Origin of the sequence: Pseudoalteromonas sp. SR45-4, assembly GCF_014163535.1 — a bacterium.
GTDB classification, from domain to species: Bacteria; Pseudomonadota; Gammaproteobacteria; order Enterobacterales; family Alteromonadaceae; genus Pseudoalteromonas; species Pseudoalteromonas nigrifaciens.
Genome location: NZ_JACJDO010000001.1, coordinates 239,796 through 261,250, shown reverse-complemented (window position 1 = coordinate 261,250; position 21,455 = coordinate 239,796). Strand labels below are relative to the sequence as shown.

The window sequence follows — 21,455 nt, the reverse complement described above, 5'->3', positions numbered from 1 at the left end:
CATTAATGTTTAATGTAATGCGAAAGATAGCCATGGCGCTTTTTAAACAAGATGCATCTAAGTCAGCAAGTATGGCGAGGAAAAAGAAAATGGCAGGGCTAGACGATGATTACCGCTCAACCCTGCTAGAGTCTGGGATTAAAATGCGCTAGCCGTGACAATTTGGCCACTTTCGAGGGAATGATCGGGTTATTTACTGGCGTGAAACACGTGAATAGTTGTAAACTTAGATAATAATTGAACAAAGCTTGTGTTTTGTGCTTCAAGTACATAGCATAAGGCTTTATTTTAGAAAAATAATAACGACCAAATAATTGCCGCTTTTTGGGACTGAATATATGCGAATTACTCCTTTATCTCTGTTAATTTCAGCTAGTTTGTTGGCTAGTAGTGCATTTGCACAAGACACAGCAACAGTAACTGGAATTGAATCTGAGATTAGTACAAAACAGATCGACTATGACAAATCTACAACAATACTTGATAAACATTTAAAAGAAGAAAGCCAACTGCAAACCCAGTTGCAACTTTTGCGTTCACGTTCAACCGAGTTAGATAAAGAAAAAAACCAAGCACTCGACGCGATGAATGAAATGTACCGTCGTTTAATTGATGATCCTAGCATTGATATAACCGCTGCTCAGGCGCGTTATCAAAAAGCTGTGGCCGATCACAAGCAAAATAAAGATGATATTTCTATGCAGTTGGCGGCAATTGCATCCCACCGTAAAGACATTGAGCAAATTCGTGTGGCTAAACACACGCTTTTAAACACTTTAGAGAGCTTAAAAGAGCAGTTAACTACCGCCAGAGTAGAGCGTTTACGTAACGAATTTACCCGCGAAGGCACGTTAGAGGTTAATCACACAATTAATTGTAAGCGTACCGAAACACTTGCAGCGTGTGAGCAACGCGGACAGCAAATGGGGTTACAAAAAGCGACTAAGCGTTTTGTTGACCAAATATTTGCTAACTTAACTGAAGAGCGTTTAGTTGAACCCAAACGTAATTTGGCCGGTGCTCAGGTACAAATTTTAAGTAGTCATGTGGTAAAAAGTGCATTTAGTGGCCAAGGCAATTATAACGTTAATTTAAGCGTTACTATGCGTGGTGAAGTTAACAGTAGCCGTTTATGTAACTTATTAAGCATTGATAACCGCTACTGCTCTGAATACGGCACGCCCATGGCGGCAACATATCAGCCTACTTACAGCACAACTTTTTCAGATAGTCAGTTAACATTCAGTAAGCACGCGGATAATGGCAACGTTTCGGCGGCTCGTTTAAACGAGCAACCAGTGCGTGGTTATGCAGTAAAGCCTATGGTAACAAACAACTCGGTTATTGCTAATAACGATAAAAACCAAGCAGTAGAATTAACGCTACGCTCAAACGTATACGACGACGAAGTGTTTATTGATGGGGTTAGCTTTGGCTCAACCCGCTTAGTAACCCGTTTACCGCGAGGTGTGCACAATATTGAAGTGCGCAAGCTTGGTTATAAACCTTATCAGGTACGTGTTGATTTAAATAAAGCACAAACCGTGCATGCCAATTTAGTAAAAAAGTCAGAGTCGATTGCTGCACCGACATACACGCGTGAGCAACCAGAGCAAACAACTCGTAAAGTTAGCGACAACATTAGTGTATTAAACGCTAATGTAAAAACTTCGGTAGTTGTTATTCCGGCAGGTAAATTTAAAATGGGCGATATTAATGGCAATGGTTTAGCCAATGAGCGCCCAGTTATTGAAAAAGTAATTGCCAACTCTTTTGCTATGCAAAGCAAAGAAGTGACAGTAGGTGAGTATGAGCAGTTTGCTGCTAATACAGGCTACAAAACACAAGCTGAGCAAGGTAAAGGCTGCGCCTATTATTTAAATGGCGAACCCGTATGGGAAGCTAATTTAAATTGGCGTAATCCTGGGTTTGAGCAAACAAGTGATTTTCCGGCTGTTTGTTTAACTTATAGCGACGCTAAAGCGTATGCTGATTGGTTGTCAGGGCAAACAGGTCAACAGTTTCGTTTACCTAATGAGGTTGAGTGGGAATACGCTGCACGCGCAGGTAGTCAAACAGAATACCCTTGGGGTAACGATATTGGTAAAAATTTAGCGAATTGTGGCTGGTGTGGTAGTCAATGGTCAAACAAGAGTGCTGCACCGGTAGGATCATTTTCTCCTAATGCATTTGGTTTATACGATACCGTAGGCAATGTATGGGAATGGACTAACAAAAACTCGGGTGAGTCGGATGTTGCGGTTAGAGGTGGAGCGTGGAATTTTGCGCCTAGCCTTGCACGTGCCTCAACGCGATTAATATTAGCGCCCGACTTTAGAGCTAACTACATAGGTTTTCGCTTAGTTCGCGAACGATAAATAGGAAGCTTTGCTTCCTTTTTTAACTAAATTACAAAGGCAGCTGTGCTTAATATCGCTCATTATATTAGCGTATTAAAGTGAAAGCAGCTTAAATAAGAACGTATTTCAAAGGTCATCCAGCCTCATGTTTAAAAAACTCCGTGGTATTTTTTCAAACGATCTATCGATCGACTTGGGTACAGCCAATACCCTCATTTATGTAAAAGAAGAAGGCATAGTACTTAACGAACCATCAGTGGTTGCTATTCGTCAAGAGCGTGCTGGTGGGCCTAAAAGCGTTGCTTCAGTAGGTACTGAAGCAAAGCAGATGTTAGGCCGTACGCCTGGTAACATTAAAGCTATTCGACCAATGAAAGACGGCGTAATTGCCGATTTTTATGTTACCGAAAAAATGTTACAGCATTTTATTAAGCAAGTGCATAACAATAACTTTATGCGTCCAAGTCCACGTGTACTTATATGTGTGCCTTGTGGTGCAACCCAAGTAGAAAAACGTGCAATACGTGAATCTGCAATGGGAGCGGGTGCTCGCGAAGTGTATTTAATTGAAGAGCCAATGGCTGCGGCAATTGGTGCAGGTTTACCGGTATCAGAAGCCACAGGTTCTATGGTTGTTGATATTGGTGGCGGTACTACCGAAGTGGCTATTATTTCGTTAAACGGCGTAGTTTACTCCTCGTCGGTACGTATTGGTGGCGATAAGTTTGACGAGGCAATTATTAATTATGTGCGTCGTAACTTTGGTAGCCTGATAGGCGAAGCTACTGCTGAAAATATTAAGCATCAAATTGGTTCTGCTTTTAAAACCGATGAACCAATCGAAATTGAAGTGCGTGGCCGTAATTTAGCCGAAGGCGTACCGCGCTCATTTATATTAAACTCGCACGAAATTCTTGAAGCGCTACAAGAGCCATTAATGGGAATTGTTAGTGCTGTAATGGTTGCCCTTGAGCAATCACCGCCAGAGCTAGCGTCAGATATTTCAGCGCACGGTATGGTGTTAACCGGTGGTGGTGCATTACTAAAAGATTTAGATCGTTTATTAATGGAAGAGACTGGTATTCCAGTTGTGGTTGCTGATGATCCGCTTACATGTGTTGCCCGTGGTGGTGGTAAAGCGCTTGAAATGATAGACGTGCACGGCGGTGATGTATTTAGTTACGACTAATGAAATCAATGTTTGCACAAACCGTTTCCTTGCAACTGCGACTCTTTGTCGCAGTGCTTTTGAGTGTCATACTGATTATTGGCGATAAGTACACCGAAGGTGGAACAAACGTTCGTACTAGTTTAAATACACTGGTTAGCCCATTAATTTATGTGGCTAATTTACCCTACGAAGTATTTAGCTTTGGTGCAAAAAGCTTACATACCCGCGATCAATTACTTACCGAAAATGAAGCGCTGAAAAAAAAGCAAATGCTGCAAAGCGAGCAGCTACAGCAATACCAGTTTTTGAGCAGAGAGAATCAAAAATTGCGCGCCTTATTAGGCTCATCGGCTAAACCGTCAAATCGTAAAATTATTGCGCAAGTACTGTCAGTTCATTCAAACCCGTATAGCCATCAAGTTGTTATAAACCGAGGAACCACCAATGGACTTAGCGAAAGCCAAGCCGTAATTGATGATATGGGTGTAGTAGGGCAGCTTACCAAAATAGGCTCAACCACCTCGCGCGTGTTATTAATGACCGACACTACCCACGCTACGCCGGTACGTATTTTACGTAACGATGTGCGTACAGTGGTTGAAGGCATAGGTAAAATTAATGTTGTTAAGCTCTCTCATGTACCGCATAGCCTAGATGTACGTATTGGCGATGTATTAGTGACCTCAGGTCTTGGAGGCATCTTTCCGGAGGGCTACCCCGTTGCCGTAGTTACTGAAATAAATCGCGATGAAGGCCAGCCGTTTGCACAAGTTTATGCAGAACCCATAGCGCAGCTAGATCGTATTAGATTATTAGTAGTGCTGTGGCGAAATCAACAGGAGCAGGTTAGCGATGATTAATCGTTATTCGTTGTTAATTGCACTGAGCATTTTTTTTGCGTTAGTAATGGCTTTGATGCCGTTACCGTTTTCGTTTGAACCCTTTCGTCCTGACTGGGTGCTATTGGTATTAATGTATTGGTCACTTGCTGTGCCACATCGTTTAAATATAGGAACCGCATGGATTGTAGGCTTATTAATAGATTTAGCTTCTGGTTCGCCGCTAGGGGTTAATTCACTTACTTATTCAATCTGTATTTTTGTTACCGCCAGTAATTTTCAAAAAATCCGTAACTTTTCGCTATGGCAACAAAGCTTATTAATTGGCTTATTTTTAACTCTCTATCACTTAATGCAGTTTTGGCTAAATCACTTTTTATTGGGTGTGTACTTTAGCCCGCAATACTTATGGCCTGTGCTTACAGGTATGTTGAGTTGGGTATGGGTGTTTTTATTACTGCGTAAATACCGTAGACATTTTAGGATCAGATAATGACCAACGCCGTATATTTGGCATCTGCCTCGCCTCGCCGTAAAGAGCTTTTAACGCAACTAGGAATCGAATTTACACAGTTTAGTGTTGATGCCGACGAGAGCCAACTCCCCAATGAACCACCTTATGATTATGTAGAGCGCTTAGCGCGTTTAAAGGCGCAGTCGGGTGTAGCACTTGGTTATACCGATCGCCCAGTGCTAGGCAGCGATACCGTAGTGGTTATTGACAATCAATCGCTAGGTAAGCCTTGTGATGAAAATGACTTTACCCATACATTAAAGCGCTTGTCGGGCAATACTCACCAGGTATTAACCGCGGTTGCTTTTGCAACAACAGATAAGGTGCTTAGCTGCGTAGTAAGTACTAATGTTACTTTTAAAACCCTCAGCGATGATGAAATACATACCTACTGGCAAAGTGGCGAGCCACAAGATAAAGCAGGAGGATATGGCATTCAAGGCTTAGGCGGTCGATTTGTTACTCATATTTCGGGTAGCTATTTTGCTGTAGTAGGCTTACCTTTATACGAGACCGAACAATTATTACAAACATTCTTAAGAGGCTAGCATGAGTATAGAATTACTAATTAATGTCACGCCAAGTGAAAGCCGTGTTGCCCTAATAGAAAACGGTGTTCTACAAGAAATACAATTAGAGCGAATTGGCAATTTAGGGATTGTTGGTAATATTTACTTAGGAAAAATTAGCCGTGTTTTACCCGGCATGCAAGCCGCCTTTGTTGATATAGGCCTTGAAAAAGCTGCATTCTTACACGCCTCAGATATTGTAAATAGCGCCTCTATTGTTGAAGGTGTTGACGATACCCCGATAAAAAAAGTACAAGATATTCGTGAGTTAGTTCGCCAAGGGCAATATATTATGGTGCAAGTGGTAAAAGATCCACTGGGCACTAAAGGCGCACGTTTAACTACCGACATTACCATACCTTCTCGCTATTTAGTGTTTATGCCCGACGCCACCCACGTTGGCGTAAGCCAGCGCATAGAAACAGAAGAAGAGCGTGGCAGATTAAAAAAAATCGTTGCTGAATACAGCGATGAAAACGGCAGCTTTATTGTGCGAACCGCCGCAGAAGGCGCAAGCGAAGCCGAATTAAGGCACGATGCTGCATTTTTACAAAAATTGTGGCAAAAAGTGGTGTCACGCCGTAAAAAAACCAGTAAAGCCAGTATCTTACATGAAGACTTAACCCTTGCTTTTAGAACGCTACGTGACTATGTGGGCGAAGACATGGAACGCATTAGGGTTGACTCTAAACTAACCTACCAAGAGCTTAAATTATTTACCGAAGAGTTTGTGCCAATTTTGTCGCAAGTGCTTGAATATTATCCGGGTGAGCGCCCCATTTTTGATTTGTTTGATGTTGAAAACGAAATACAAAAAGCGCTGCATCGTAAAGTAACCCTTAAATCGGGTGGCTATTTAATTATCGATCAAACCGAAGCGATGACCACGGTTGATGTTAATACTGGTGCATTTGTTGGTCATCGTAATTTAGAAGAAACCATTTTTAATACCAATGTTGAAGCAACTTCTGCTATTGCGCGCCAGCTTAGGCTGCGTAATTTAGGCGGTATTATTATTATCGATTTTATCGATATGGTAAGTGAAGATCATAAACGCCGCGTAATGCATTCGCTCGAATCGGCATTAGCAAAAGATCGTGCTAAAGCTAATATTAATGGCTTGTCGGCATTAGGTTTAGTAGAAATGACCCGTAAGCGCACCCGCGAAAGCTTAGAACATATATTATGTGATGTTTGTCCTGCGTGTTCTGGTCGTGGTTCACAAAAAACAGTAGAAACAGTGTGCTACGAATTACTGCGCGAAATAGTGAGGGTTAATCGTGCTTACGATGCAGATAAGTTTGTGGTTTATGCCGCGCCAGCGGTATGTGAAGCATTACTAAACGATGAATATCATAACTTAGCTGAGTTAGAACTATTTATTGGTAAACAGGTCAATATTCAAGTTGAGAGTTTATACAGCCAAGAGCAGTTTGATGTGGTAATGATGTAATGAAAGCAAAAGCGGTCTGTTTTTTTTGTTTTAGAAAGTTATGGCAAACGTGTGCCATAATTTTAGTGTTACTGGCCGTGACTGTTTCTATTTTAAAATATACCCTACCTTATGCAAACGACTATAAAGATAATATAGAAAACTACCTACATACCAAGTTTGATATTAGTTTATCAATCGGCTCTATTTCAGCAAGTTGGCAAGGTAGCGGGCCTGCTCTAGTGCTCGAAAACCTATCATTTAAAGACAACCAAACTGCACCTATTGCACTCACTATAGCTAAAACCAGTTTAGAGCTTAACTTGTGGGAAAGCTTAAAAACGCTGCAATTAAAGTCAAACTACTTTGTAATAAATGGCTTTCATACCAGTATTAAAGTAGCTAATTTATTTGCCAAAAATGAAGGCGAAGTGTCGTTTGAGCAAAAAGAGCTAATAGAAGAGCTATTTTTGGGTGACACAGGCCACTTCGCAATAGAAAACTCCAGCATTAACTTTATTTTAGAAGACGGTACTGAGCGTAAGTTACTGTTAGAGAATATTGTTTGGCAAAATCAAAATAAGCAACACTTAGGTAGCGGTAGCTTAGCATTACCGGGTATTTCGGTGGGAAGTTTTGATGCGCGAATTGCACTCAAAGGCGATACTATTGAAAAAATGGCAGGCGACATGTATGTGCAAGCTAATGAGGTAGATGTATCTAACTGGTTAGCGCAATATATTAATACCGAAAAACAGCAACTGCACAGCAACATAAACTTACAAGCTTGGTTAGAGCTTAATCAAGGTTTAGTGAGTGATGTTAAAGTACAGTGGTTACCTAGTTTTGCACGTTGGGAGTTGGCTGGAGAAAAACAACAGCTGAGCCTAAGCGAAGGGGGATTTCATTTATTTCCTGAACAAAAAAGCTGGCGGTTGAAAAGCACGGGGTTAGCGTTTAATAGTAATGATAAAAGCTGGCCGAGTTTAGAGTTTGAGGCACTGCTGGGTAAGCAAAATAAAATTTGGTTACAGCAAGTTGATATAGCGCTACTTAGCGATTTAGCCGAGCTGACTAACTTTAATAACCTAACGCCATTTTTACAGCGCCAACCTAGTGGGCAAATAAAGCAAGCTTACTTAGACTATACCCATAGTGAGCAATGGCAGCTGTGGTTTGAAGCCGATAATATTGGCTGGCAAGAGCAGCACGCAATACCTGCCGCACAAGAACTGCGAGTTAGTGCTCTGGTTAATCAGCAATACGGGCGAATTACCCTGTTTGGTGAAAATAACAGCCTAATTACCGGTGATAGTTTTAGCCAAAATATAGATTATGAGCAATTAAATATAGAGCTCAATTTAGCCAAGCGCAGTAATGCTTGGCACATTAGTAGTGACAATATTTGGTTTAATAATGATGAAGTAACCTTTGCTGCAGAAATGCAGCTTAGCTTAGGCGACGAACCGCGTTTAGATTTATACGCCGAAGCATTTGCACCCGACGCGAGTATTGCTGGGCATTATTTTCCTTTAAAAGCGATGAGCCCTGAATTAGTTAGCTATTTAAATGGCGCTATAAAAGGCGGTGAAGTGTCAAAAGCACAAGTGCTTTTTGCAGGCCCGCTAACAGGCTTTCCATTTAGTGACGGCTCTGGGCAGTTTGATGTGTTAGCACAAATAGATAACGCCACTTATCAGTTTGATCCCGACTGGCCTGCAGTTACTAACGCCAGCGCCCAGTTACATTTTGCCAACGAGCGCATGGATATTTATAGCCAGCAAGGCAAGTTAGTAAATTTAGCTGTGGGTAGTAGTGTACGCGTTAGCATTAGCGATTTAATGCATGCCGATGAGCTAGTAGTTAAAATAGATAAGCAAGCCGAGCTTGAAAAAATGCACGACTTTTTTGCGGCCACGCCACTTGCCAGCCCGCTTGCTGAAATTTTTAAAATTGTGCAAGGTAAAGGCGAAGCTAGTGCAGATATAGAGCTGTTAATTGGTTCTAAATTTGCTAATGGTGCAAGTGTGAGCGGCAAAGTAAATTTAATAGACTTACCTGTTTATATTGCGACTCCAGGCATTGAACTGGATAACTTAAACGGCGAGCTGCATTTTAAAAACAATGAAATAACCCTCACTAATGCCACTGCAACATGGTTGGGCATGCCACTCAATATTAACTATGACAGCAAAAGTATTGAGCAAGATTATCGCGCCAATATAAACATAAAAGCGCAGCTAGATGCCGAGACTCTTATTGCGAGCGGCCAAGGGTTATTAAAAAACTACCTTAGCGGGAAAAGTGCAGCCGATATTGGTTTAGTGCTTAACTTTACCGAACAAGGGTTTGATTATCGTGCGCAAGTAACCTCGTCATTAATTGGTTTAAGCAGTACTTTACCGGGTGACTATGCTAAAAGCAGCGAGCAACCATGGCCACTCAATGCAGTTATTCAAGGCGATAATATATCTAACTTAATTACCGCTAATATAAAGCAGCTATTTTATTTTAACGCCATTTTAGATAACGCCAACACCCACTTTAATAATGCTCATTTTGTTATCGGTAAAAATGATTTAGGGCTTAATAAAAAAGATTTAGCGGTTAGTATTAATTTACCACAAACCGATTTGCTTCCGTGGCTAGAGTTAATTGAGCAAATTATAAATGTATCTAAGCAAGGCTCAGAGCAAGCATCAGCTAGTGTTATGCCACCACTGCATGAAGTACTTGCTAATATAGAAAAACTTAATATTAGTGACGTGCAATTTAATGACTTTGAAATGCGCTTAGCACCTACCCAAAACGATTTATACCTAAAGTTAAATGCTAAAGAATTGCGTGCAGGGGTGCTAATTCCTATCTCGCAAGCCAGCCAGCCGATTCGAATTAATAGCGATTATTTAAGGGTTAACTTTATTGAACCAACAAATGTTAAGCCAGTTGCAAGCACAGAAACAGCCGATGACGTAAGCTGGCTTACTCAGCTACCCGCAATAGAATTTGAATGTGGCGATTGTAAGGTGAGTCAGTATCAGTTAGGTAAAGTAAGCGCGTCTTTATTGGGGGATGGTAAACGGCTTGTTATTTCTGAGTTAGTGGTTGATAAGAACGATCATATTTTACGCACCCATGGGCAGTGGCAAAATGGCCAAACGCAACTCAGCGGTGAGCTTAAAAGTGAGGATATAGGCGCATTATTTAATGAGTTTGACTTAACCACCGCAATTAAAGATTCAAACGCAACCATTAACTATAATCTTGCATGGCAAGCAGCCCCGTATAACCTTGATGTAGCAAGTCTTTCGGGCAATATTGATTGGCGTTTAGGCGAAGGACATTTAACCGAGGTAAGTGATGGTGGCGCGCGGGTGTTCTCGTTACTGAGCCTAGATTCACTAGTGCGTAAATTAAAACTCGATTTTAGAGATGTGTTTTCCAAAGGTTTTTTTTATAACAGCATGCAAGGCACAATGCAGCTTGATAAAGGCATTGCCTACACTCAAGATACTAAAATGGATGGCGTACCAGCCGACTTAACCATTAAAGGTTATGCTAATTTAAATACCCTAGAAATAGACTACGACCTAGCGGTTGCGCCGCAAGTAACCTCCAGCATACCTATAATAGTAGCTTGGATGGTTAACCCCGTTACCGGCCTTGCTGCGCTTGCTATAGATAAAGTGATTCACTCGGCGCGCGTTATTTCCGAAATAAACTTTAAAGTAACCGGTAAAATGAATGACCCGCAAGTACAAGAACTTGACCGTAAAAGTCGTGAAGTAACGCTACCACAAGCGGCGCAAAATCAGCCTCAAGCAGCAACAAAGCTTAAACTAAAAGACGCTGAGGTGAGCGTTACCCAATGAGAAATAGCCAATGAGAAATAGCTAATGAGTGCTACCTTATGAGTGAAGCAATTCCGACAATTATTGCTCTGCAAATGTGCTCTGGGGTTGATCCTGAGCAAAACATACAAACGCTAGTTAATCAGTTACAACAATTACCCACTACAAGGCCACTATTAGTGTGCTTGCCTGAAGCCTTTTTAGTGTTTAGTAAATCGGGTAACGATACCTTAAAAGTGGCTAAGCATGCAGAGCGTTATAAGCAGCAGTTAAGCGAGCTGTGCCAATTGCATAATATTTGGTTAAGCGCTGGTACTATGCCAGAACCTTATAACGACAATAAATATTACGCCGCGTCGCACTTATTTAATGCCCAAGGTGAGCTCGTTGCCAGCTACAATAAAATGCATTTATTTGATGTAACAGTTGACGATTCAACAGCCAGCTATCGAGAATCAGACTTTACTCAAGCAGGAAATGAAGTTGTTGTTGTCGACTCTCCCTTTGGTAAAATAGGCTTAACAGTATGTTATGATCTGCGTTTTAGTACTTTATATACTCAACTTGTACGCCAAGGCGCAGAAATTATATTAGTCCCTAGCGCCTTTACGGTAGTGACCGGACAAGCCCATTGGCAACCTTTATTGGCGGCTCGTGCAATAGAAACACAATGTTATGTGATTGCTGCAGCGCAATATGGAGCACATGAAAATGGCCGCCAAACCTATGGCCACAGTATAGTTCTGTCTCCTTGGGGAGATACATTAAGTGAGTTGCCCACGGGCACAGGTTTTATAAGCGCCACGTTAGATTTAAAGCAATTACACAAAATTCGACGAGATATGCCAGTGCAATCTCATCAACGATTTAGAGAGCATTTATTATGAATACGGTTGAACAGCATTTATTACACGACAGCCAGCTAAATCGAGAAGAACTCGAAAAAACGCTCGCCTACATTCATCAACATAAGGTGGATTACGCTGATTTATACTTTCAATCAAGTCACCATGAATCATGGGTACTTGAAGACGGCTTAGTAAAAGAAGGTTCATACAATGTTGAACGAGGCGTAGGTGTACGCGCAGTAAGCGGCGAAAAAACCGGTTTTTCGTACTCAGATGCAATCACCCTTGAAGCACTTAATAAAGCCGCAACTGCAGCGCGTAGTATTGCCGAGGCCGGTGAAAATAAATCAATTCAAGTATTTAGCGATGTAACTGCAAAGCAGCAGTTTGCCCCGCATCAGCCAATTTCAAGTATGAGCGATACCGATAAAGTAAATTTGTTACGAGAGCTTGAAAACTATATTCGTGAACTAGCACCCGACGCAGAGCAAGTAATAAGTTCAATGTCGGCCGTGTACGAAGAAGTACTTATTGCCGCTAGCGACGGTACTTTTGCCACCGATATTCGCCCACTTATTCGTTTAAATTGTTCAGTACTACTTGAAAAAAATGGTCGTCGTGAACGCGGTGGAGCCGGTGGTGGTGCGCGTTTAGATTATGGTTATTTTAAAGAGTTAGTCGAGGGTAAACCACGTTGGATGGAGTTTGCAGAAGAGGCAGTACGCCAAGCAAAGGTGAACCTAGAAGCCATTGATGCACCAGCCGGAACCATGGAAGTGGTGCTAGGAAATGGCTGGCCAGGTGTATTATTACACGAAGCCGTAGGCCACGGCCTAGAGGGCGACTTTAACCGTAAAGGCGCCTCGGCGTTTAGCGGAAAAGTAGGGCAAAAAGTAGCGTCTGAGCTATGTACTGTGGTTGATGATGGCACTATGGCTGATCGTCGTGGCTCACTTAACGTAGACGATGAAGGCACACCTGCGGCCTATAACGTACTTATCGAAAACGGTATTTTAAAAGGCTACATGCAAGATAAAATGAACGCGCGCCTAATGGGCGTTAGCCCAACGGGTAACGCACGCCGTGAATCGTACGCACATTTACCTATGCCACGCATGACCAATACTTACATGTTAGGCGGTGAGCACAGCCAAGCAGATATTATCAGTAGTGTTAAAAAAGGCGTGTTTGCGCCTAATTTTGGTGGCGGACAAGTTGATATAACGTCAGGTAAATTTGTATTTAGCGCATCAGAAGCCTATTTAATCGAAAACGGTAAAATTACCCAACCAATTAAAGGCGCAACCTTAATAGGTAACGGCCCAGAAGTAATGCAGCAAATATCTATGGTAGGTAACGACCTTGCGCTTGATAAAGGCGTTGGCGTGTGCGGTAAAGACGGCCAAAGCGTCCCTGTTGGGGTGGGTCAACCTAGTTTGAAAATAGACAAGTTAACAGTAGGCGGAACAGCTTAATTACTGCTATTTGATTTAATAAAAGATAAAAGCAGCGCAGTGTTTGGACATAAGTAAAGGGTGTTGGCTTGCGATCACTAAGTGTGTGCTTTAAATAAGCTGGTATATAAACCTAAACATGGTTTGTATTTTGAGCTGAACCCTATTCACGGCTGCGCTTATCGTAGCCGTGTTTTTAATTACATGGTAGAATTTGCGCAATTTTTTGCAGCAAACAAAGTAGCACAGCAATGATCTTAGATGATATTCGCGTTGTTTTAGTTAACACATCACACTCAGGTAATATTGGCTCGGCGGCTCGCGCCATGAAAACCATGGGCTTATCAAAGCTTTATTTAGTCGACCCAGCGTGTGAAATCGACAGTCATGCCAGTGCATTAGCCGCTGGAGCAAGTGATGTTTTAGGTAATGCTGTGATTGTTGATACTGTTGCAGATGCAATTGCCGATTGCGCGTTAACTATTGGCACGAGTGCACGCTCTCGCACACTATCTTGGCCTATGGTTGAGCCACGTGAATGTGGTGAAAAGCTAGTAAGCGAAGCTGTGAATGGCCCGGTAGCTTTGGTGTTTGGTCGTGAAAATAGCGGCTTGAGCAACGATGAATTACAGCTTTGCAATTATCATGTATGTATTCCGGCAAATCCAGAGTACAGCTCGCTTAATTTAGCTATGGCAGTGCAGACATTATGCTACGAAACGCGAATGGCGTTTTTAAATCAGCAACCTAAAATAGCCGAAGAAGATGACACCGTTTACCCTAGCTCAAAACAAACTGAGTTATTTTACGGGCATCTTGAAGAGACACTGTTTAATACTGGGTTTATCATTAAGCAACACCCAGGCATGGTTATGACCAAGTTACGTCGTATGTTTAATCGTGCTCGCCCTGAAGATGCTGAAATGAACATTTTACGTGGTATTTTAACCTCTATAAATAAGTCGATACCTAAATAATAATGGTTATAGCAATTAGTTATAACAAGCTACGATTAAATAACGCGCTAATACTTGACTAAATTACTCAGGTAATTACAATAGGACGTAATACTTGAGTAAAACACTCAGGTATTACGTGTTTAGCTAAGAACTGGTTTTAAGTTTTAATACTTGACTAATTTACTCTGGTAATTAAAATTTGCACTCTTTTGTGCGGAGGGCGTTATGAAGTTAACATCAAAAGGCAGGTATGCCGTTACAGCTATGCTGGATGTTGCACTGCACACAGGTGTAGGTCCTGTTGCCCTTGCTGATATTTCACAGCGACAAGAAATTTCTTTGTCTTACCTTGAACAGTTGTTTGCCCGTTTACGTAAAAACGGTTTGGTAAGCTCTGTTCGCGGCCCTGGCGGTGGTTATTTATTGGGGCGTAAAGCGGACGCTATTTCTGTTGGTGATGTGATAAATGCAGTAGATGAGTCAGTTGATGCAACACGTTGCCAAAAAAGTGATATAGGTTGCCAAAGTGGTATGCGCTGTTTAACTCACAATTTGTGGTCAGAATTAAGCGCACGAATAGAAGAATTTTTAGATAATATTACCCTTGCTGAATTGGTAGAGAAATCTGATGTGAAAGAAATCGCATTACGCCAAGATAACAGTGTTAATGATGCAATTAAGCAGTTGGAAAATATTCAAGTAAGCTGTCAACTTTAAGGTTGACCTGCAGCGGAGAGAGAAATGAAGTTACCGATTTATTTAGATTACGCAGCAACCACGCCTGTTGACGAACGTGTTGCCAAAGAAATGATGCAATGCCTGACAATGGACGGTAATTTTGGAAATCCTGCGTCACGTTCACATAGGTTTGGTTGGCAAGCTGAAGAAGTGGTCGATCAAGCGCGTACCGATGTTGCTGATTTAATTAATGCAGACCCACGTGAAATTGTTTTCACTTCGGGTGCAACTGAATCAAATAACCTAGCAATAAAAGGCGCAGCACAGTTTTACAAAAAGAAAGGTAAGCATATTATTACCGCTAAAACTGAGCACAAAGCTGTAATCGACACGTGTCGTGAGCTTGAGCGTCAAGGTTTTGAAGTAACCTATATGGACGTTGAAGAAAACGGCCTACTTGATTTACAAAAACTTGCCGACACTATGCGTGACGACACCGTACTTGTAAGCATCATGCATGTTAATAACGAGCTAGGTGTAATTCAAGATATCGCTACAATTGGCGAAATGTGTCGCGAACGTAAAATTATGTTCCACGTAGATGCAGCACAAAGCGCAGGTAAAGTATTAATTGACGTACAACAGCTTAAAGTTGATTTTATGTCGTTCTCAGGCCACAAAGTATATGGTCCTAAAGGTGTTGGTGCACTTTACGTTCGTCGTAAACCGCGCGCTCGCCTAGAAGCACAAATGCACGGTGGCGGCCACGAACGTGGTATGCGCTCTGGCACACTTGCTACGCATCAGTTAGTGGGTATGGGTACAGCGTTTAGAGTTGCTAAGCAAGATTTCGAAAAAGACCATGCACATATAAGCGCCCTACGTAAGCGCTTAATTGACGGTATTATGAGTGATATGGAAGAAGTGTACTTTAACGGTACACAAGACCAATCAGTACCAGGCATTGTAAATATCAGCTTTAACTTTGTTGAAGGTGAGTCGTTACTAATGGCAGTAAAAGACATTGCAGTATCGTCAGGTTCAGCCTGTACGTCAGCAAGCTTAGAGCCTTCTTATGTTTTACGTGCACTTGGCCGTAACGACGAATTAGCACATAGCTCAATTCGTTTTAGTATTGGTCGTTTTACCACCGAAGAAGAGATTGATTACACCGTTGAATTAATGAAAAACTCTATCGGTCGCCTACGTGAAATGTCTCCACTTTGGGAGATGCATCAAGAAGGTATTGATTTAGATTCAGTTGAATGGGCTCACCACTAATAATAGTGCGAGTACATACCTAGCAGGTAGTGAGGATAGAATTATGGCTTACAGTGATAAAGTAATCGACCACGTAGAAAACCCACGTAACGTAGGTGTTTTAGACAAAAATGATCCGTCAGTGGCAACGGGTATGGTAGGCGCACCAGCATGTGGTGACGTAATGAAGTTACAAATTAAAGTATCTGCCGATGGTATTATCGAAGATGCTAAATTTAAAACGTATGGTTGTGGTAGTGCAATTGCTTCATCTTCACTGGTAACAGAGTGGGTTAAAGGCAAAACACTAGAGCAAGCAGCGACTATTAAAAATACTGATATAAGTGCAGAGCTAGAGTTACCACCAGTGAAAATTCACTGTTCAATTTTAGCCGAAGATGCAATTCAAGCAGCAATTGCAAACTATAAAAGTAAACAAGCGAAGTAAGAGAGTTCCATGGCAGTGACATTGACAGATGCGGCAGCAAACCGCGTACAATCATTTTTAGCAAATCGCGGTAAAGGTTTAGGCCTGCGCGTTGGCATTAAAACGACGGGCTGTTCAGGTCTTGCCTATGTACTTGAGTTTGTTGACGAGCTAAACGACGACGACGAAACATTTGTAGCAAAAGGCGTTACCTTAATTGTTGATGCTAAAAGCTTAGTTTACATTGACGGCACGCAGCTCGATTACACTAAAGAAGGCTTGAATGAAGGGTTTAAATTTACTAACCCTAATCAAGCTGACGAGTGTGGTTGTGGCGAAAGCTTTACCGTTTAAATTTAAACGTGTTTTGAATACCTAAGTTACTTGGGTATAAAACAAGCCCTGCCAATAAACGTAGGGCTTTGTTATTTTTGAAATTAATTTCTGAATATTATTGGTTGAAGTTATGCGCTATTTTGAGTTATTTGCAATACCAGTTGACTACAATATTGATTTAGTAATAGTTAACAAGCACTACTTAGAGCTACAGCGTGCAGTGCACCCCGATCGCCATGCCAACGCCAGCAGTCGCGATAAATTAATGGCCGTGCAAAGCGCCGCAGAAATTAACGACGCACTACAAATATTAAAGCACCCAGTAAAGCGTGCCGAATATATGTTAAGTGAGTTGGGTGTCGATATTCGTGCTGAGCAACAAACCTTGCAAGATCCGGCATTTTTAATGCAGCAAATGGAACTTCGCGAAGAGTTAGAAGAGCTAACGTCAGCGAGCGATCCTGACACTGCAATCGCTAATTTTGAAAAGCAAATCAAGCAACTTAACGAACAATACAGTGCACAACTTGCACAGCAATTAGCAAGTAACGACGAGCAGCAATACCAAGCTGCTGCAGATAATGTTCGTAAACTAAAATTTGTTTATAAACTACGTGACGAACTAGAGCGTATTGAAGACAGTTTATTTGATGACTAATCACCTAACTTGCTAATTTATAAAGCAAGGTAAAGCGAGTTTAAAAAATATTATGGCATTATTGCAAATTGCTGAGCCGGGGCAGAGCGCGGCACCACATGAACATAAACTAGCCATAGGTATTGACCTAGGTACAACTAACTCATTGGTAGCCACGGTACAAAGTGGCGAAGCACGCACCTTAACAGATGACTTAGGTGAAGCAATGCTTCCTTCGGTAGTGCGCTATCAGGCGGGTGGGATCACTGTAGGCAGCGAAGCTGTAAAATCAGCAACGCAAGATCCCGTTAATACGCTAATTTCAGTTAAGCGCTTTTTAGGTAAAACCCAAGCAGAAATAGAACAAAGCTATGGGCAACTACCGTATCAATTTTGTCAGCACGATGGTGCACTTGCCATAGAAACAGCTGCTGGAAAAATCAGCCCAGTTAAAGCATCTAGCCATATTTTAGCTGCATTAAAAGCCCGTGCAGAACAAAGCTTTGGTAATCAAGAAATATTAGGTGCAGTTATTACTGTACCGGCATACTTTGATGACGCTCAGCGCCAAAGTACAAAAGATGCCGCTGAACTTGCAGGTATTAACGTACTGCGATTATTAAACGAGCCAACGGCAGCCGCTGTTGCTTATGGTTTAGACTCGGGTCAAGAAGGTATTATTGCTGTTTACGATTTAGGCGGTGGCACCTTCGATATATCAATTTTGCGCTTGCACCAAGGTGTATTTGAAGTATTAGCTACCGGTGGCGACTCAAGCCTAGGCGGCGATGACTTTGACTCACTGATTGTGGATTACTTAAAGCAGCAAACGGGTGTAACCACTTTATCTCCAGCGGTACTGCGCTTATTTATTAATAAAGCTAAAGCCTGTAAAGAAGCATTAAGCCAATACCTAACTGTTAATGTTGGGCTTGAGTTTGATGATGAGAAACACATGGTTGAAGTGACCCGCGAAAAACTTGACGAGCTTGCGATACCACTCGTTAAAAAAACGCTTCGTTCTTGTCGCCGTGCTGTAAAAGATGCTGGTATTGAGAACGAAGAAGTGCTGCAAGTAATTATGGTGGGTGGCTCTACTCGCATGCCATTAGTACGCAGCCAAGTTAGTGAGTTTTTTAATAAAGAAGCACTAACGTCAATTGATCCCGATCGCGTTGTAGCGCTAGGCGCTGCGTTGCAAGCAGACGTGTTAATAGGTAATAAACCTGATTCAGATATGTTGTTACTTGATGTATTACCACTATCGCTAGGTCTTGAAACTATGGGTGGCTTGGTGGAAAAAATTATTCCACGTAATACCACTATTCCAGTAGCACGTGCCCAAGAGTTTACTACTTTTAAAGATGGCCAAACAGCCATGTCGTTGCACGTACTACAAGGTGAGCGCGAATTGGTAGACGATTGTCGCTCTCTTGCTAAGTTTAGTTTAAAAGGTATTCCGCCAATGACTGCGGGTGCTGCACATATTCGGGTTACGTTTAAAGTAGACGCCGATGGTTTACTTAGCGTATCGGCAATGGAAAAATCGACAGGCGTACAAGCAGATATTCAAGTTAAACCGTCATTTGGTTTATCAGACGACCAAGTCTCTAATATGCTAAAAGAGTCAATGAGCAACGCTAAAGGCGATATGCAAGCGCGTATGCTCAAAGAGCAACAAGTAGAAGCACTACGTGTAATTGAAGCACTAGAGGCATCACTTGCGAGTGACAGTGGTTTACTTGACGAAGCGCAACTAGCATATTTACGAGCTGAAATTGCAGAGTTGGTAAAAGTGCGTGAGAATGCGCAGCAACCAAACGAGATTAAAACCGCGATTGAAAAAATGGATAACGCCAGCAGCGATTTTGCCGCACGCAGAATGGATGCATCAATTAAAAAAGTTCTTACTGGGCAGTCAGTAGACAATATTTAAGAGAGATTAGAATGCCACAAATTATTTTTCTTCCCCATCCAGAATTGTGTCCAGATGGCGCTGCAATTGAAGCACCTAGTGGTCAAACGGTTCTTGATGTTGCCCTTAAAAATGGCATTAGCATTGCTCACGCATGTGAAAAGTCATGTGCGTGTACCACGTGCCACTTAGTGATCCGCGAAGGCTTTGATTCGCTAGAAGAAAGCGACGAGTTAGAAGACGATATGCTTGATAAAGCATGGGGCTTAGAGCCAGAGTCGCGCTTAGGTTGCCAAGCTATTATTAGAGATGAAGACCTAGTGGTTGAAATACCTAAGTATAACGTTAATATAGTTAATGAAGAGCACTAGCTTTTAACGATTAATATAATAAAAGCCGCTGTTTAATACAGCGGCTTTTTTGTTTGTACACCGCAGGGTAGGCGGGAGTTTACCTCGCGCAGATTTATATAAAAAGTTAGCCTTGGCTCTATGTCACGCATTAAAAGCTAACACCTTAAACGTAATTTGGAGGTTTATTTTGAGTAATCTTATTTTTTCTGACTCGTTTATTAATGGTGAATTTTATAAAACAGACACACACTTTAGTGTTGATGATCCTGCTACCGAAAAAAGCATTGTTGATGTAAGCGATATTGATCAGCAGGGTGTAAATAATGCAATAGTTGCTGCTCAAAGCGCATTTGTTAAATTAAAAGCAACCAATGCTACGCAGCGAAGCGAAACCTTGATGCGCTGGTATGAGCTAGTTATAAAACACAAGCAAACGCTTGCAGAGTTAATGACCAAAGAGCAAGGTAAACCACTTAAAGAAGCATTGGGCGAAATAGATTACGGCGCAGGCTTTATAAAATGGTTTGCCGAGGAAGCTAAGCGCAGCTATGGCGATGTTATACCTGCTACCGACAACACCCATAGGTTAACCAGCTTTAAGCAGGCTGTAGGAGTTGTTGCAGGGATCACGCCATGGAATTTTCCTGTTGCTATGATTACGCGTAAAGTTGCCCCCGCCTATGCAGCCGGTTGTAGTTTTATATTAAAACCTTCAGAGCACACCCCATTATGCGCTATTGCACTTGCTTATTTAGCCGATCAAGCAGGGTTTGAAAAAGGGGCATTTAACGTCTTAGTATCGCAAAATGCTAAAAAAGTAGGAAAAATACTAACCGACTCTGAGATAGTGCGTAAGTTTACTTTTACCGGATCAACGGGGGTAGGCAAGCAGTTATTAGCGCAATGCGCAGGTACTATTAAGCGCACTTCTATGGAGCTTGGAGGAAACGCACCTTTCATTATTTTTGATAATGCAGACCTCGATGCAGCTATTGAGGGGTTAATGGCTGCTAAGTTTAGAAATAGTGGGCAAGCTTGTGTTGCTGCAAACCGTATCTTTATTCAGCGTAATATTATTGATGCGGTACTAAATAAACTAACCCCTAAGGTGGCTGCTTTAAAAGTCGGTAATGGCTTTACAGCAGATGTTGATATCGGCCCGCTTATTTACCCTAAGGCAAAAGAAAAAGTACAGCAGCTAGTACAAGACGCACTAGATAAAGGGGCAGTATTGATTGGTGATAACAGTGATTTAGGTGGCAGCTTTCAAAACCCGTTGATTGTAAATAACGTCACTACCGACATGGATATTTACCATGAAGAAGTATTTGGTCCAGTATTAACAATTATTCCTTTTGATGATGAAAGCGAAGTACTTACTCTAGCAAACGACGTACCTTACGGCTTAGCCGCTTATTTTTACAGCCAAAATATTAAGCAGGTTTATCGCATTAGCGAAGGTCTTGAGTTTGGCATGATTGGTGTAAACGAAGGCGTTATTTCTAACCCTGTAGCGCCATTTGGTGGTGTTAAGCAATCGGGCCTTGGCCGTGAAGGGGGGCACCAAGGGTTAAATGAGTACCTAGAAGAAAAATACGTGTGTATTAAAATTTAAACCGTTTATATGCTCTTGGCGGCTTGCAGTAAAACAACTTCAAGGCGCTGTACAAATACATTGAGCAATTTATTTTAGGCAAAGAAAAGCGCGCTCTATCTCTAGGCGCGCTTGCGGAATCTTCTAATTTTCTGCATCCTGCAATTGAACTTAATCAACTCCAAATTCTTACAAATCCTTGTTATTACAATATTACTTTTTAGTTCTATGTAATGTAGGCGCTCCTGCCTGTATCCT

At 41.8% G+C, this 21,455-nt stretch carries 18 protein-coding genes and 2 pseudogenes; all 20 read left to right on the top strand.

The features are described from left to right. Positions 1–152 (top strand): annotated as a pseudogene (locus H5058_RS18405) (ISAs1 family transposase); the annotation flags it as partial. A gap of 9 nt (positions 153–161) precedes the next feature. Then, positions 162–218 (top strand): annotated as a pseudogene (locus H5058_RS18665) (hypothetical protein); the annotation flags it as partial. A 120-nt stretch (positions 219–338) separates the two neighbouring features. Then, entirely contained in the window at positions 339–2,378 is a 2,040-nt protein-coding gene (locus tag H5058_RS01180; RefSeq protein WP_182676588.1) for a formylglycine-generating enzyme family protein, read from the top strand. 127 nt (positions 2,379–2,505) lie between these two features. Then, positions 2,506–3,549 carry a rod shape-determining protein gene (locus H5058_RS01175; protein WP_011329327.1) on the top strand — a complete coding sequence of 348 codons (1,044 nt, stop codon included), beginning with the start codon at positions 2,506–2,508 and terminating at the stop codon, positions 3,547–3,549. Further along, positions 3,549–4,391, top strand: coding sequence for a rod shape-determining protein MreC (gene mreC, locus H5058_RS01170; RefSeq protein WP_182676586.1), 843 nt, complete (start codon positions 3,549–3,551; stop codon positions 4,389–4,391). Before H5058_RS01175 ends, mreC begins: the two co-directional genes overlap by 1 nt. Further along, positions 4,384–4,863 carry a rod shape-determining protein MreD gene (gene mreD, locus H5058_RS01165; protein ID WP_089368784.1) on the top strand — a complete coding sequence of 160 codons (480 nt, stop codon included), beginning with the start codon at positions 4,384–4,386 and terminating at the stop codon, positions 4,861–4,863. Before mreC ends, mreD begins: the two co-directional genes overlap by 8 nt. After that, on the top strand, positions 4,863–5,432 hold the full coding sequence (locus H5058_RS01160) for a nucleoside triphosphate pyrophosphatase (RefSeq protein ID WP_182676584.1): 570 nt from the start codon (positions 4,863–4,865) through the stop codon (positions 5,430–5,432). The genes mreD and H5058_RS01160 overlap by 1 nt, the downstream gene beginning before the upstream one ends. A gap of 1 nt (position 5,433) precedes the next feature. Beyond that, complete coding sequence (rng, locus tag H5058_RS01155) at positions 5,434–6,906, top strand: ribonuclease G (RefSeq protein ID WP_011329323.1); 1,473 nt, start codon at positions 5,434–5,436, stop codon at positions 6,904–6,906. After that, the gene (locus tag H5058_RS01150) at positions 6,906–10,757 is read left to right on the top strand and encodes a YhdP family protein (RefSeq protein WP_182676583.1); all 3,852 of its coding nucleotides are present in this window, start codon (positions 6,906–6,908) and stop codon (positions 10,755–10,757) included. Before rng ends, H5058_RS01150 begins: the two co-directional genes overlap by 1 nt. Positions 10,758–10,795: 38 nt before the next feature. After that, the gene (locus H5058_RS01145; RefSeq protein ID WP_179806924.1) at positions 10,796–11,623 is read left to right on the top strand and encodes a carbon-nitrogen hydrolase family protein; all 828 of its coding nucleotides are present in this window, start codon (positions 10,796–10,798) and stop codon (positions 11,621–11,623) included. Then, positions 11,620–13,059: a metalloprotease TldD gene (tldD, locus tag H5058_RS01140; RefSeq protein WP_011329320.1), complete on the top strand. Its 1,440-nt coding sequence runs from the start codon at positions 11,620–11,622 to the stop codon at positions 13,057–13,059. The genes H5058_RS01145 and tldD overlap by 4 nt, the downstream gene beginning before the upstream one ends. A 230-nt stretch (positions 13,060–13,289) precedes the next feature. Further along, on the top strand, positions 13,290–14,015 hold the full coding sequence (gene trmJ / locus H5058_RS01135) for a tRNA (cytosine(32)/uridine(32)-2'-O)-methyltransferase TrmJ (protein ID WP_011329318.1): 726 nt from the start codon (positions 13,290–13,292) through the stop codon (positions 14,013–14,015). Between the two features lie 207 nt (positions 14,016–14,222). Further along, positions 14,223–14,714 carry a Fe-S cluster assembly transcriptional regulator IscR gene (gene iscR, locus H5058_RS01130; RefSeq protein WP_011329317.1) on the top strand — a complete coding sequence of 164 codons (492 nt, stop codon included), beginning with the start codon at positions 14,223–14,225 and terminating at the stop codon, positions 14,712–14,714. Between the two features lie 24 nt (positions 14,715–14,738). Beyond that, a complete protein-coding gene (locus tag H5058_RS01125; RefSeq protein ID WP_011329316.1) occupies positions 14,739–15,956 on the top strand; it encodes an IscS subfamily cysteine desulfurase in 1,218 nt (405 codons plus the stop codon). Positions 15,957–15,999: 43 nt separating this feature from the next. Beyond that, positions 16,000–16,383, top strand: coding sequence for a Fe-S cluster assembly scaffold IscU (iscU, locus tag H5058_RS01120; RefSeq protein ID WP_011329315.1), 384 nt, complete (start codon positions 16,000–16,002; stop codon positions 16,381–16,383). Positions 16,384–16,392: 9 nt separating this feature from the next. Further along, positions 16,393–16,716, top strand: a complete 324-nt coding sequence (gene iscA, locus H5058_RS01115) for an iron-sulfur cluster assembly protein IscA (RefSeq protein WP_011329314.1) — start codon at positions 16,393–16,395, stop codon at positions 16,714–16,716. 112 nt (positions 16,717–16,828) lie between these two features. Then, on the top strand, positions 16,829–17,356 hold the full coding sequence (hscB, locus tag H5058_RS01110; RefSeq protein WP_041454584.1) for a co-chaperone HscB: 528 nt from the start codon (positions 16,829–16,831) through the stop codon (positions 17,354–17,356). A gap of 52 nt (positions 17,357–17,408) precedes the next feature. Next, complete coding sequence (gene hscA, locus H5058_RS01105) at positions 17,409–19,271, top strand: Fe-S protein assembly chaperone HscA (RefSeq protein ID WP_182676581.1); 1,863 nt, start codon at positions 17,409–17,411, stop codon at positions 19,269–19,271. 11 nt (positions 19,272–19,282) lie between these two features. Further along, positions 19,283–19,621, top strand: a complete 339-nt coding sequence (gene fdx / locus H5058_RS01100; protein ID WP_011329311.1) for an ISC system 2Fe-2S type ferredoxin — start codon at positions 19,283–19,285, stop codon at positions 19,619–19,621. 169 nt (positions 19,622–19,790) lie between these two features. After that, positions 19,791–21,218: an NAD-dependent succinate-semialdehyde dehydrogenase gene (locus H5058_RS01095; protein ID WP_182676579.1), complete on the top strand. Its 1,428-nt coding sequence runs from the start codon at positions 19,791–19,793 to the stop codon at positions 21,216–21,218. Positions 21,219–21,455 lie beyond the last annotated feature (237 nt).